The sequence below is a fragment of the Shinella zoogloeoides genome (assembly GCF_030733845.1).
Lineage (GTDB): Bacteria > Pseudomonadota > Alphaproteobacteria > Rhizobiales > Rhizobiaceae > Shinella > Shinella zoogloeoides_C.
In genome coordinates, this window is the sequence record NZ_CP132311.1 from 3,759,032 (window position 1) to 3,772,220 (window position 13,189).

The window sequence follows — 13,189 nt, forward strand, 5'->3', positions numbered from 1 at the left end:
CTCAGCCTGCGCTCTGCACGAGGCTGAGTTTGCCGTCGGCGTCCACCACGGAAGAAACGCCCTCGTAATTTTCGAGGCGCGGATGGCTCGTCTCGATCGGCTGGTGGTGCGTCGCCGTGATCACGACCACATGCGCGCCTGCCCCTTCGCCGGCCAGGATGCCCGCCGGCACGTCCTCGAAGACGAGGCAATCGGCGGGATCGAAACCGAGACGCGCGGCGCCGAGCCGGTAGCCGTCCGGCGCCGGCTTGCCCTTGGTCACGTCCTCGGCCGTCACGATGACTTCAGGCAGCGGAATGCCTGCGGCGGCGAGGCGCCGATGTGCCAGCGCGGCCGGCGCCGACGTCACGATGCCCCAGCGGCCGGCCGGGAGCGCGGACAGGAAGGCGATCGCGCCGGGAATGGGAAGGATGCCGTCGACATCCTCCATCTCGCCCCGTTCCACTTCCTTCGCCTCGGCGACCGGATCGACGCCCGGCAGGCCGAGCCGGCCGATCGTGTCGATGCCGCGCTGGCCGTGCATGGTCGGCAGGAAGGTGGCGACGTCGAGCCCATGCTTCAGCGCCCACCGGCTCCACACCCGTTCCGTCGCCGGAATGGAATTGATGATCGTGCCGTCCATGTCGAAGAGGAAGGCGGAGAAGCTGCGCTCGAAGAGCGGACGGGCGGAAGAGGACAAGGCGAGGACCTGCTGACTGGGAGGGGAGAATGCAAAGCGCGGCGGGACGTTCCGATTACCCCCTCCCGGGAGCGCAGGCAACCATGCCATGCCGTTGCGGCGGCGGGATGGCCACCCCATCTTTCTGTTGTTCTCCGATTTATGCGCCGGCGGGTGATTCCCCTCGGCAAAAAAATGCTCTAGCTCTCAGCCCATGCCGCACAAGGTCTTTCTCTCCCGCCTCAAGCTCACGGATTTCCGCAATTATGCGGGCCTGTCGCTGCCGCTCGACGGCCGGCATGTCGTACTGACGGGACAGAACGGCGCGGGCAAGACCAATCTCATGGAGGCCGTGTCCTTCCTGTCGCCCGGCCGGGGTCTGCGCCGCGCCGCCTATGGCGATGTTCCCCGCGCCGGCAGCGAGGGCGGCTTTTCCGTCTTCGCCACCGTCGAGGGCATGATGGACGAAGTCGATATCGGCACCGGCACGGAAGGCGGCGACGAGGGCCAGGCGCGAAAGCTCCGGATCAACGGCACGCCGGCCCGCACCGTCGACGAGCTGCTCGATCACCTGCGCGTGCTCTGGCTCACGCCCTCGATGGACGGCCTCTTCACCGGCCCTTCCGCCGATCGCCGCCGCTTCCTCGACCGGCTGGTGCTGTCGCTCGATCCCGAGCACGGCCGCCGCGCGACGGATTTCGAGAAGGCGATGCGCGGACGCAACCGGCTGCTCTCCGAACCCCGGCCCGATCCCGCCTGGCTGACGGCGCTGGAAAAGCAGATGGCCGAGCTCGGCATCGCCATGGCCCATGCGCGCCACGAACTCGTCGGCCTGCTCTCTGGCCTCGTCGAGGCGGCGCGCGACGACGGGCCTTTCCCTTCGGCCACCATGCGGCTCTCCGGCTTCCTCGACGGGGAATGGCAGCGTCCGGCCTACGAGATCGAGGACATCTATCTCGAAATGCTGAGGGAAGGGCGCTACCGCGACTCTGCCGCCGGCCGCACGCTGGACGGGCCGCACCGCGCCGACCTCGTCATTCGCCACCGCGAGAAGGACATGGAGGCCGAGCGCTGCTCGACGGGCGAGCAGAAGGCGCTGCTCGTCGGCCTCATCCTTGCCCATGCCGGCCTCGTGGCGAGCATGACCGGCCATGCGCCCGTCCTGCTGCTCGACGAGATCGCCGCCCATCTCGACGAGGGTCGCCGTGCCGCGCTGTTCGACCGCGTCGACGCGCTCGGCGGCCAGGCCTTCATGACCGGCACCGACCGGGCGATGTTCGATGCGCTCGGCGAACGCGCGCAGTTTCTCACCGTCTCGAACGGAGGCATCGTGACATGACCGATCCCCTGAAGCCCGAAGAGATCGACCGCTACCGCCGCCATATCGTGCTTGCGGAAATCGGCGGGGCCGGCCAGCAGAAGCTGAAGGCGGCGCATGTGCTGGTCGTCGGCGCGGGCGGCCTCGGTGCGCCGGTCATCCAGTACCTCGCCGCCGCCGGCATCGGCCATATCGGCGTCCTCGACGACGACACGGTCTCGCTCTCCAATCTCCAGCGCCAAGTGATTCACGACACGGCGGGCATCGGCACGCCGAAGATCGCCAGCGCCGAGGCCGCCGTCGGGCGGCTCAATCCGCATGTGCTCTTTACCGGCATCGACGAACGGCTGACGCCGGAAAACGCGCCGCGCCTGCTGTCCGGATACGACCTGCTTGTGGACGGTTCGGACAATTTCGACACCCGCTACGCCTCCGCCGATGCCGCGGAGGCATCCCGCATCCCGCTCGTCACCGGCGCTGTCGGCCGTTTCGACGGGTCGCTGACCGTGCTGAAACCCTATGAGGCCGGGCCGGACGGCACGCTCAACCCCGGCTACCGCGACCTCTTCCCCGCCGCTCCGCCGCCGGGCGTCGTGCCAGCCTGCGCCGAGGCCGGCATCGTCGGCGCGCTGACGGGCGTCATCGGCACGATGATGGCAATGGAGGTCATCAAGCTGGTGACGGGCGCCGGCGACCCGCTGGTCGGCCGCCTGCTGCTCTACGACGGATTGGCGGCGCGCTTCGAGACACTGAAGTACAGGCGGCGGAAGGTCTAAACCCGGCTCGGCAGCACGCGGTCCGGCGGCCGGTGGCCGTCGAAGAAGGTGCGGATGTTGATCACCACCTTCTCGCCCATGTCCACGCGGCCCTCGATCGTCGCCGAGCTCATATGCGGCAGCAGCACGACCTTGCCTTCGGCGGCGAGCTTCAGCAGCTTCGGGCTGACCGCCGGCTCGTTCTCGAAGACGTCGAGCCCGGCGCCGGCGATCTTTCCCTCGCGCAGGCACTTGATCAGCGCGGTTTCATCGACGATGCCGCCGCGCGCCGTGTTGACGAGGTAGCTGGTCGGCTGCATCAGCTCGAGCCGGCGGGCCGAGAGCAGGTGGAAGGTGGCGGGCGTCGAGGGGCAGTTGACCGAGACGATGTCGACGCGGGCGAGCATCTGGTCGAGGCTGTCCCAGTAGGTCGCTTCCAGCGCGTCCTCCGTGTCCGGGCGCACGCGGTTCCGGTTGTGGTAGTGGATGGAGAGGCCGAAGGCCTTGGCGCGCTTGGCGACGGCGGTGCCGATGCGGCCCATGCCGACGATGCCGAGGCGCTTGCCCCAGATGCGCCGGCCGAGCATCCAGGTCGGCGACCAGCCGGCCCATTCGCCCTTGCGGTCCGTCAGGATCTGCGCGCCTTCCGCAAGCCGGCGCGGCGCGGCGAGGATCAGCGCCATCGTCATGTCGGCGGTGTCCTCGGTGAGGACATTGGGGGTATTGGTGACGGTGATGCCCTTCCTGGCCGCCGCCTCCACGTCCACATTGTCGACGCCGTTGGAAAAGCAGGCGATCAGCTTGAGCTGCGGCCCCGCCTGCTCGATCAGCGCGGCGTCGATCCGGTCGGTCAGGGTGGGGACGAGGACGTCGGCGCTTTTCACGGCGGCGACGAGTTCGGGTTGGGTGCGTGGGCTGTCGTCGATGTTGAGTTCGGCGTCGAACAGTTCGCGCATCCGGGTCTCCACCACCTCTGGCAGGCGGCGGGTGATATAGACCTTCGGTTTTTTCTTCTGCGTCATGGGAGGTTCCGGCGTCCTGTTGACGGGTCCTTAACCAAGTTGGGCAAGGATTGCTTCATCAGGGGCATTTTCTACCAGACCCGGTCGCGAAGACAATCCGCCCAGTAGGTGGTTCCCGCGATTTGCCACCGCTGACCGGCACGGCAGCCCGATGTCCTCTCCAGTTTGTGCGGATTTTTCCATGCGTAACCTTGTCGTGCGTTTCAGACTTGCCGCCCTAGCGGGCATCCTCGTTTCCCTCACCGGCGCCGGCTTCGCCCACGCCCAGGCGGCCAAGGGCCCGAGCGGCCTGCCGCTGCCGCGCTTCGTCAGCCTCAAGGCCAAGAGCGTCAACCTGCGGGTCGGCCCCAGTGTCGACTACGCCGTCGCCTGGCGCTACCTGAAGTCCGGCGTGCCGGTCGAGATAATCCAGGAATATGACAACTGGCGCCGCATCCGCGATGCTGATGGTACGGAAGGCTGGGTCAACCAGGCGCTGCTCTCCGGCGAGCGTACCGCCGTCACCGCGCCGTGGATGCGCGGCAAGGGCGAGGACATCTATGTCAACATGCGCCGCGAGGCGCTGCCCAACGCGACGCTCATCGCCAAGATCCAGCCCGGCGTCGTCATCAAGGTCGGCGAATGCAACGGCGACTGGTGCCGTGCCGAAGTGGACGGCACGGCCGGCTGGGTCTCGCAGAACGAGATCTGGGGCGCCTATCCGGGCGAGGCCTTCAAATAAGGCCGGCCTTTCGGCCTTCCTCCGCCAGCGACAGCAGCGGACGGGGACCGACCTGCTGGATGACGAGACCGGCGGCAAGGCTGCCGAGCCGGCCGCAATCGGCCAGCGAGCGGCCGGCCGTATAGCCGTAGAGGAAGCCGGCGGCATAGAGATCGCCGGCGCCCGTCGTGTCCACCACGCGCGGAATGCTGATCGCGTCCACCTTCGTGCGCTCGCCCTTCGTCAGCACGACGGAGCCTTCCTCGCTCATCGTCACGGCGGCGAGCCGGCAATCCTGCGCGATGCGGGTCAAGGCTTCCTCGAAATCCTCGGTCTCGTAGAGCGCCAGCGCCTCGGCCTTGTTGGCGAAGACGATGTCGATCGTGCCGGAGCGCATGAGGTCGAGGAATTCGCCGCGGTAGCGGTTGACGCAGAAACTGTCGGACAGCGTCATCGACATCTCGCGGCCATTGGCGTGCGCGATGCGGGCGCATTCGCGGATCGCGTCCTTGGCGCGCGGCGGATCCCACAGATAGCCTTCGAAATAGGTGACCTTGGCCTCGGCGACGACATTCTCCTCGACGTCTTCAGGCCCGAGCTCCACGCAGGCGCCGAGATAGGTGTTCATCGACCGCTCGCCGTCGGGCGTGACGAAGATCATCGAGCGGGCGGTCGGCGGGGTGGCGGCGAGCGGTTTCGTCTCGAAATGCACGCCCTGGGCGCGGATGTCGTGGATGAAGATCTCGCCGAGCTGGTCGTTCGCCACTTTGCCGAAATAGGCGGCTTTCCCGCCGAAGCTGGCAACGCCCGAGGCCGTGTTGCCGGCGCTGCCGCCGGAGGCTTCCAGCGCAGGGCCCATGCGGGAATAGAGCAGTTCCGCCCGCTCGGCGTCGATGAGGTTCATCGCGCCCTTGATGATGCCGTTGTCGGTGATGAAGTTCTCGTCGCAGCGCGCGATGATGTCGACGATGGCATTGCCGACCGTCAGCACGTCGAATTTGGTCATGCGGAATTCCCGTCTCGGTTTGATAGAGCCGGGGTTCGGTCTTAACGGATTTTCCGGAAGTTGAAAGAAAAAAGCCGCCCGGCCGTTTCCGGCGGGCGGCTTGCGGGTTGCCCTTGGGCAAATCAGTCCTTGGCGCGCTCGACGTAGGAACCGTCTTCCGTCGCGATGACGACGCGCGTGCCGGCCGTGATATGCGGCGGCACCAGCGTGCGGATGCCGTTCGAGAGGATCGCCGGCTTGTAGGAGGAAGAGGCCGTCTGGCCCTTCACGACCGGTTCCGTCTCGGTGATCTCAAGCGTGACGTGGCGCGGCAGGTCGATGGCGATGGCGACGCCCTCGTGCACCGACAGGATGACCGTCATGCCTTCCTGGAGGTAGGCCTTCAGGTCGCCGATGTCTTCGTGCGACATGGTAAGCTGGTCGTAGCTCTCCGGGTTCATGAAGTGGTAGCCGTCGCCGTCCTCGTAGAGGAAGTTGTGCTCGCGGTCCTCGACGAAGGCGCGCTCGACCTGCTCGGTCGTGCGGTAGCGTTCGGAGACCTTCACGCCGTCGGAGATGCGGCGCATGTCGACCTGGGTGACCGGCGTGCCCTTGCCCGGGTGGAAGTTCTGCGCCGTCAGCACGACATAGAGCTTGCCTTCGACCTCGAGGACATTGCCCTTGCGGACGGAAGAGGCGATGATCTTTACCATAAGTCTTCCTTGTAACTGGATGGTTCGCGTCGTAGAGGACCGCCGTAAGACGCCTTCCCGGACGCTGGAAAATGTGTTTTCGGGACCGCGACTATCCTATATTCCGGCAAAACACCAGTCTCACCGCCGGCAAGGCCGAAGAAACCTGTCACATGAGCGCCACAAACCTGAAGCCCTCGCCCTGGTGGACGCCCGACGTCCATGCCGACCGCCGGCCGTTTCTGCTCGCGCGAAACCGCATTCAGGCGGCGCTGCGGACGTGGTTCGCCGAGCGTGACTTCATCGAGGTGGACACCGCGACCTTGCAGGTCTCGCCCGGCAACGAGGCGCATCTGCATGCCTTCGTCACGGCCGCCATCGGCCATTCGGGCGAGGCGACGCCGCTCTACCTGCACACCTCGCCGGAATTCGCCTGCAAGAAGCTGCTGGCGGCGGGCGAGCGGCGCATTTCGTGCTTCGCTCATGTCTACCGCAACCGCGAGCGCGGTCCGCTGCACCATCCGGAATTCACCATGCTGGAATGGTACCGGGCGGGCGAAACCTACGACGTGCTGATGGCCGATTGCGGCGAAATGCTTGCACTTGCCGCTGCGGTGACGGGCGCTGCCGTACTCGGTTTCCGCGGCGCGACCTGCGACCCGGCACTTGCCCCGGAGCGGCTGACCGTCGCCGATGCCTTCCGGCGCCATGCCGGCATCGACCTGCTCGCGACAATCGACCCGGATGGCTCGACGGACCGGCAGCGCCTCGCGTCCGCCATGCGGGCCGCCGGCCTGCGCGTTGCCGAAGACGACACCTGGGCGGACCTCTTCAGCCGCGTGCTGGTGGAAAGGGTGGAACCGGAGCTCGGCTTCGGCCGGGCCACCATCCTTTGCGAATATCCGGTCGCCGAGGCCGCGCTCGCGCGCCCCGCGCAGCACGACCGCCGTGTTGCCGAACGCTTCGAGCTCTATGCCTGCGGTGTGGAACTTGCCAATGCCTTCGGCGAACTCACGGACGCCGCCGAGCAGCGCCGCCGTTTCGAGCTGGAAATGGCGGAGAAGGCCCGCGTCTATGGCGAGACCTATCCGCTCGACGAGGATTTTCTCGCAGCGCTCGCCGTCATGCCCGAGGCGAGCGGCATCGCGCTCGGCTTCGACCGCCTCGTCATGCTGGCGACCGGGGCCTCGCGCATCGACCAGGTGCTCTGGGCGCCCGTCGCGGAGACGGCGCCATGACGGCGGCGCGCAGCCTGACGACGATCGACGAGCTCGCCGAGGCGGGCCTTCTTGCCGAGGATGAGCGCAGCGGCGCGGCCGCCGTTGCCGAGCGATACGCCGTCGCCGTCACGCCCGCGCTCGCCGCACTGATCGACGCGGACGATCCGCTCGATCCGATCGCCCGCCAGTTCATCCCCGATGCGGCCGAGCTCCTGACCCTGCCGGAGGAACGCGCCGATCCGATCGGCGACCTCGCGCACAGCCCCGTCGAGGGCATCGTGCACCGCTATCCGGACCGCGTGCTGCTGAAGGCCGTGCATGTCTGCCCGGTCTATTGCCGCTTCTGCTTCCGCCGCGAAATGGTGGGTCCCGAAGGGCTGGGCACGCTTTCGGCCAAGGCTCTCGACGCCGCCATCGCCTATATCGCGGCCTGGCCGGAGATCTGGGAGGTCATCCTGACCGGCGGCGACCCGCTCGTCCTGTCGCCGCGCCGCCTGCAGGCCATCATGGAGCGGCTCGCGGCGATCCCGCATGTGAAGATCGTTCGCTTCCATTCCCGCGTGCCGGTGGTCGACCCGGCGCGGATCGACGACGCGCTCGTCGCGGCGCTGAAGGCTTCCGGCAAGACGACCTATGTGGCGCTCCACGCCAACCATCCGCGCGAATTCACAGGCGAGGCCCGCGCCGCCATCGCCCGCATCGTCGATGCCGGCATGGTGATGATCAGCCAGACGGTGCTGCTCAAGGGCGTCAACGACGACGCGGCGGTGCTGGCCGAGCTGATGCGCACCTTCGTCGAGAACCGGGTGAAGCCCTATTACCTGCACCACCCGGACCTTGCGCCCGGCACGGCGCATTTCCGCCTGACGCTCGCCGAGGGCAGGGCGCTGGTCGAAAGCCTGCGCGGTCGCGTCTCCGGCCTCTGCCAGCCGGCCTATATCCTCGACATTCCCGGTGGCCACGGCAAGGTGCGGGCCGATTCCATGGCCGTGGAGGAGGCGGACGACGGCTGTTTTCGCCTGCGCGATTTCCGCGGCGAGACGCATGCCTATCCGCCGCAGGAGGGCTGAGGCCGGGCTTCGGCTTTCAGGCGCGCCTCAAAACTCTTCCCAGTCCCCGTCGTTTCCCTTGTCCTGCCGGACGCCGAGGGCTCCGGCGAGCTTTTCGCTAAGTGCGAGCGCCGGCGAGGTGACGGGGCGCGAGGCCGGGTTGGCCGGCTTGATGTTCCACTGGCCGGGCGACTTGCGGGCGACCTTGGCTTCCGTGGCAGGCGCGACAGGTGGGGCCGGCGTGGTGGCTGGCACGATGTGAAGGTGCGGCGCATGCACGGTGCGGCCGGAGGCGAGCGAGCCGCCGACATTGAAGCGGCCGATCAGCGCGTTGAGCGCCTGCACTTCCGAGGCGAGGCCATGGCTCGCCGCCGTCGTCTCCTCGACCATGGCGGCGTTCTTCTGCGTGCCCTGGTCCATCGCGTTGACGGCGGTGTTGATCTCCTGAAGGCCGGCCGACTGCTCGCGCGCCGCCTCGACGATCGCCTCGACGTGGCTGTTGATCTCCTGCACTTCGGCGACGATCGTCTGCAGCGAGCGTCCGGTATCGCCGACGAGCGACACGCCGCTGCGCACCTGTTCGCCTGACGTGTTGATCAGCGTCTTGATCTCCTTGGCCGCCTTGGCCGAGCGCTGCGCGAGTTCGCGCACTTCCTGCGCGACGACCGCAAAGCCCTTGCCGGCTTCACCGGCGCGGGCGGCTTCCACGCCGGCATTCAGCGCCAGCAGGTTCGTCTGGAAGGCGATCTCGTCGATCACGCCGATGATGCTGGTGATCTCGCTGGAGGACTTTTCGATTTCCTGCATGGCCGCGACGGCGCGGCGCACGATCTCGCCGGATTTCTCAGCGCCCGAGCGGGTGCGGGCGACGAGCGCGCCGGCCTCTTCCGCCCGCTTCGTGGAATCTTTGACGGTCGTGGTGACCTCTTCGAGCGCGGCGGCGGTCTCCTCGACCGAGGCGGCCTGCTGCTCGGTGCGGCGCGACAGGTCGTCGGCGGCGGCGCGGATCTGGCTGGCGCCGGCATCGATCGCCCGCGCATTCTCGCCGACCTCGCGCAGCGCATCGGCAAGGCGCGAGACGGAGGCGTTGAAATCCTCGCGCAGGCGGTCGAGATCGCCGTCGAAGGGCTTTTCGATGCGGCAGGTCATGTCGCCGCCCGCGAGCTTTCCGAGCGCGTCGGCAAGGCTTGCGACGGCCTCCTGCACGCGGCCGCTGTCGCGGGTGCGCTCGGCCTCGCGGGCCTGGCGTTCGGCCTCGGTGCGCCGGCGGTCGTCCTCGCTCTGGCGTTCCAGGCGCTGGCGGTCGGCGGCATTGTCGCGGAAGACGGCGACGGTGCCGGCCATTTCGCCGATCTCGTCCGTGCGGCCGGCATGGGGGATGGTGACGGCCGTGTCGCCCGCCGCGAGGCGCTTCATCGCGCCGGCAAGGCCGTTGAGCGGCGTCACCACGCGGCGGTTGACGAGGAAGATGGCGGCGATGGCAAGGCCCATGGCCGCGGTGAGCGAGGCCCAGGTGAGCGCGAAGGCGGTGTCCTCCTCGCCCCGGGCGGCGAGGATCGTTTCGTCCGTGACTTTCTGGGTGCGGGCGACGAGGTCGTTCAGCGAGGCGGTGATCGCATCGGCGCTCGCCTGCATCGGGCCCTTGTAGACGTCGAGCGCCGGTCCCTTGGCCGCGATGGCCGAGAACTGGATGAGCTTTGCGGAGTCCTCGACATAGGTCTTCAGCGTCGCCTTGATGCCGTCGATCTCGGCAAGCGTTGCGGCGTCGCCGCCATTGGCGGCCGCATAGCTGTCCACCATGCCGGCAAAGGCGTCCGTCCGTTCCTTGATGCGGCCCTCGATGCGGCCGATCTCGTCCGGATCCATCGACAGCAGGTGCTCGGAATAGGTCGCGTTGAGCTCGGAGAAGGCATGGCTCAGTTGCAGGATGGTGTTCATCTGCGGCATGCGGTCCGTGCCGATGCGCTCGATATGGCCGGTCATCGCCGAGAGCGAGCGGAAGGCGATGGCGCCCTGCAGGGCGCCCAGAACGACCATGAGAACGAAGAGCGCAGGCAGGAGCCTGCTGATCCGGACATTACGCATGACGGTTCCCTGATTTTCTGGCGGCACGGCTTCGTGCGAGTGCGCGAAAGTCTAGGAGCGGTCGTTTAACGCGGGCTTAATGCGCGGTGCCGAGCTCCTGCCTTGCCGGGCGCTTTTCCACACCCTACATGCGAGGCGAACAGGAGTTTTCGATGATCCTCGACGCAGCCCGGCTTTCGCTCGCCAATCTCTTCGCACCCGAGACGCGCGGCGTCTTCTGGAAGGTCCTGGGGCTCACCCTCCTTGCCCTCGTCGTCATCTGGTTCGGCCTGCGCGAGAGTTTCGTCGCCTTCGCCTGGCCATGGCTCCAGGGGGCCGTGATGCCGGACCTGCCGGAATGGGCGGGCTGGCTCACCTTCGTCTTCGGCATTGTCGCCAGCCTCGGCCTGGCGCTCGGCCTCGCCCTCCTGCTGGCCCCGGTGACCGCGATCATCGCCGGGTTCTTCCTCGACGACGTCGCCGAGGTCATCGAGAAGCGCGATTATCCGGCGGAGCCGCCGGGCATGGCCCTGCCGCTCGGCCAGGCGATCGCGGGGTCGATCAAATTCCTCGGCGTCGTCATTCTCGGCAACCTGATCGCGCTGTTCCTGCTGTTCATTCCGGGCGTCAACCTCGTCGCCTTCTTCCTCGTCAACGGATACCTGCTCGGCCGGGAATTCTTCGAATTCGCGGCGATGCGCTATCGCAGCCCGGCGGAGGCCCGCCTGTTCCGGGCCAAGCATGCCTCCACCGTGCTGATCGCCGGCCTGCTGGTCGCGGCCTTCCTGGCGATCCCGGTCGTCAACCTGATGACGCCGCTCTTTGCCGCCGGCCTTATGGTGCACCTGCACAAGGCGCTGAGCCGCAGGGATGCGGGCTTCTCACTGCGGCAGGACGGACGCGTCGTATAGCGCCGCATAGTCGGCACTCGGCGGGATCGGCTTGATCACGTCGATCATCACGCCATTCGGATCGGCGGTGATGAAATGGCGCTGGCCGAAATCCTCGTCCCTGATGTCGCGCAGGATCGGCAGGCCGGCGGCGCGCACGGCGTCATAGACCGTGTCGACGTCTTCCACCTCGAAGTTCAGGAGCAGGCCGGAGACCTTGCCGCGGCCGACGGCCGGGATCGTCTCGTGGCTGCCGTCGAGGACGGCAAGCGTCACCTTCTCGTCCTCCTTCGACTGGAGATGGATGTACCAGTCGCTGGTGAAGAGGGCCTCGAACCGGAAATGCGTCTCGTAGAAGGCGGCGGTGCCGGCCACGTCGTCGGTCATGATCACGGGATAGTAGCTGGTCGTTTTCATCTCTTTCCCTTTCCTCGAAATAAACATACAATCTGTATGTTTCTATCAATTAACATACGTACAGTTTGTATGTAAAGAGGAAAAATGGCACGCAGCAACAAGGAACGCACGGAGGCAACGCGCCTCGCTTTGATCGAGGCGGCGCGGCGTCTGTTCGTGGAGAAGGGCTATGCGGAAACCGCGACGCCGGACATCGTGGCGGAAGCCGGGGTGACGCGCGGCGCCCTCTACCATCACTTCGAGGACAAGAAGGCGCTCTTCCGCGCCACGCTGGAGCGTGAGGCGAAGGCGGTGGCGGCACATATCGAAAGGGTTTCGCGGCCGGCCGGCTCGCCGCGCGCGGCGCTGCTGTCGGGCGCCTCGGCCTATTTCGACGCGATGGCCGAGCCCGGCCGCACCCGCCTGCTGCTGCTCGAGGCCCCGGCCGTGCTCGGTTTCGAGGGCGCCGGCAGGATCGACCGGGAGAACGCCGAGGACGCGCTGAAGACCGGCCTTTCGGACCTGCTCGGCCCCGATGTGCCGGCCGGAAGGCTCCAGGCGCTGACCGACCTCCTGTCCGCCGCCTTCGACCGCGCGGCCATCGCGATCGAGGCGGGTGCCGACCGCAAGGCCTATGAGGACGCGATCGCCGGCCTCCTCGACGGGCTGGTCAGGGCGTAGGGCCGAAGAGCTGCGGCGGAAGCTCCACCAGCGGGGCCGGCACGTCTGAGGTCTTTTCCGGCGACTTGCAGAGGTCGGCAATGACGCAGTGCTCGCATTCGGGCCTGCGCGCCTTGCAGCAATACCGTCCGTGCAGGATCAGCCAGTGATGGGCGTGGTAGAGATACTCGTCCGGGATGATGCGGATGAGCTTGTCCTCCACCTCGTCCGGCGTCTTTCCGGGCGCAAGACAGAGCCGGTTGGCGATGCGGAAGATATGCGTGTCGACCGCCATCGTCGCCTGTCCGAAGGCCATGGAGAGCACGACATTCGCCGTCTTGCGGCCGACGCCCGGCAGCATCACCAGCTCCTCGCGGGTGCGCGGCACCTGGCTGTCGAACCGGTCGACCAGCATCCGGCTGAGCGCGATGACGTTCCTGGCCTTGTTGCGGTAGAGGCCGATGGTCTTGATGTAGTCGCGGACCTTCTCCTCGCCGAGGTCGAGCATCTTTTCCGGCGTGTCGGCGACCTTGAAGAGCGCGCGCGTCGCCTTGTTGACGCCGGCATCGGTCGCCTGCGCGGAAAGCGCGACGGCGACGACCAGCGTGAAGGGATTGACGTGTTCGAGCTCGCCCTTCGGCTCCGGCCGCTGGATGGAGAAGCGCCGGAAAATCTCCTTCAGCTCGTCCTGCGAATAGAGGCTTTTCACCCGCGCGGGCGCCTTGCGGCGGGGCGATGCGGGGCTGATCTTCTTTTTGCTCTTTCCGTTTTCCATGCTGC

General features: G+C 67.3%; 14 protein-coding genes. 7 read left to right on the top strand and 7 right to left on the bottom strand.

Going from position 1 to position 13,189, the window contains the following annotated elements:
- Position 1: 1 nt before the first annotated feature.
- Positions 2 to 679 carry an HAD-IA family hydrolase gene (locus Q9316_RS19380; RefSeq protein WP_306033189.1) on the bottom strand — a complete coding sequence of 226 codons (678 nt, stop codon included), beginning with the start codon at positions 677 to 679 and terminating at the stop codon, positions 2 to 4.
- A gap of 193 nt (positions 680 to 872) precedes the next feature.
- Here Q9316_RS19380 and recF point away from each other — a divergent pair, with 193 nt between their 5' ends.
- Positions 873 to 1,997 (top strand): DNA replication/repair protein RecF, encoded by a 1,125-nt coding sequence (gene recF / locus Q9316_RS19385; protein ID WP_306033190.1) that lies wholly within the window; start codon positions 873 to 875, stop codon positions 1,995 to 1,997.
- On the top strand, positions 1,994 to 2,752 hold the full coding sequence (gene moeB / locus Q9316_RS19390; RefSeq protein ID WP_306033191.1) for a molybdopterin-synthase adenylyltransferase MoeB: 759 nt from the start codon (positions 1,994 to 1,996) through the stop codon (positions 2,750 to 2,752). The genes recF and moeB overlap by 4 nt, the downstream gene beginning before the upstream one ends.
- Here moeB and Q9316_RS19395 read toward each other — a convergent pair.
- Positions 2,749 to 3,753 carry a 2-hydroxyacid dehydrogenase gene (locus Q9316_RS19395; RefSeq protein ID WP_306033192.1) on the bottom strand — a complete coding sequence of 335 codons (1,005 nt, stop codon included), beginning with the start codon at positions 3,751 to 3,753 and terminating at the stop codon, positions 2,749 to 2,751. The two genes, moeB and Q9316_RS19395, sit on opposite strands and share 4 nt — an antisense overlap.
- Positions 3,754 to 3,934: 181 nt before the next feature.
- Here Q9316_RS19395 and Q9316_RS19400 point away from each other — a divergent pair, with 181 nt between their 5' ends.
- Entirely contained in the window at positions 3,935 to 4,474 is a 540-nt protein-coding gene (locus tag Q9316_RS19400) for an SH3 domain-containing protein (RefSeq protein WP_306033193.1), read from the top strand.
- On the opposite strand, the gene Q9316_RS19405 is transcribed toward Q9316_RS19400, so the two are convergent.
- On the bottom strand, positions 4,467 to 5,459 hold the full coding sequence (locus Q9316_RS19405; RefSeq protein WP_306033194.1) for an adenosine kinase: 993 nt from the start codon (positions 5,457 to 5,459) through the stop codon (positions 4,467 to 4,469). The two genes, Q9316_RS19400 and Q9316_RS19405, sit on opposite strands and share 8 nt — an antisense overlap.
- Positions 5,460 to 5,581: 122 nt before the next feature.
- A complete protein-coding gene (efp, locus tag Q9316_RS19410) occupies positions 5,582 to 6,151 on the bottom strand; it encodes an elongation factor P (protein WP_024270973.1) in 570 nt (189 codons plus the stop codon).
- Between the two features lie 152 nt (positions 6,152 to 6,303).
- On the opposite strand from efp, the gene epmA reads away from it, so the two are divergent.
- Entirely contained in the window at positions 6,304 to 7,368 is a 1,065-nt protein-coding gene (gene epmA / locus Q9316_RS19415) for an EF-P lysine aminoacylase EpmA (RefSeq protein ID WP_306033195.1), read from the top strand.
- A complete protein-coding gene (locus tag Q9316_RS19420; protein ID WP_306033196.1) occupies positions 7,365 to 8,420 on the top strand; it encodes a lysine-2,3-aminomutase-like protein in 1,056 nt (351 codons plus the stop codon). The genes epmA and Q9316_RS19420 overlap by 4 nt, the downstream gene beginning before the upstream one ends.
- A gap of 27 nt (positions 8,421 to 8,447) precedes the next feature.
- On the opposite strand, the gene Q9316_RS19425 is transcribed toward Q9316_RS19420, so the two are convergent.
- On the bottom strand, positions 8,448 to 10,484 hold the full coding sequence (locus Q9316_RS19425; RefSeq protein WP_306033197.1) for a HAMP domain-containing methyl-accepting chemotaxis protein: 2,037 nt from the start codon (positions 10,482 to 10,484) through the stop codon (positions 8,448 to 8,450).
- A 152-nt stretch (positions 10,485 to 10,636) separates the two neighbouring features.
- On the opposite strand from Q9316_RS19425, the gene Q9316_RS19430 reads away from it, so the two are divergent.
- Positions 10,637 to 11,374, top strand: a complete 738-nt coding sequence (locus Q9316_RS19430) for a sulfate transporter family protein (RefSeq protein ID WP_306033198.1) — start codon at positions 10,637 to 10,639, stop codon at positions 11,372 to 11,374.
- Here the strand turns inward: Q9316_RS19430 and Q9316_RS19435 are convergent.
- A complete protein-coding gene (locus tag Q9316_RS19435; RefSeq protein ID WP_306033199.1) occupies positions 11,345 to 11,770 on the bottom strand; it encodes a VOC family protein in 426 nt (141 codons plus the stop codon). The genes Q9316_RS19430 and Q9316_RS19435 overlap by 30 nt on opposite strands.
- A gap of 84 nt (positions 11,771 to 11,854) precedes the next feature.
- Between Q9316_RS19435 and Q9316_RS19440 the strand changes: the two genes are divergently transcribed.
- Positions 11,855 to 12,430 carry a TetR/AcrR family transcriptional regulator gene (locus tag Q9316_RS19440; protein ID WP_306033200.1) on the top strand — a complete coding sequence of 192 codons (576 nt, stop codon included), beginning with the start codon at positions 11,855 to 11,857 and terminating at the stop codon, positions 12,428 to 12,430.
- On the opposite strand, the gene nth is transcribed toward Q9316_RS19440, so the two are convergent.
- The gene (gene nth / locus Q9316_RS19445; RefSeq protein ID WP_371877937.1) at positions 12,420 to 13,184 is read right to left on the bottom strand and encodes an endonuclease III; all 765 of its coding nucleotides are present in this window, start codon (positions 13,182 to 13,184) and stop codon (positions 12,420 to 12,422) included. The two genes, Q9316_RS19440 and nth, sit on opposite strands and share 11 nt — an antisense overlap.
- Positions 13,185 to 13,189: the final 5 nt, after the last annotated feature.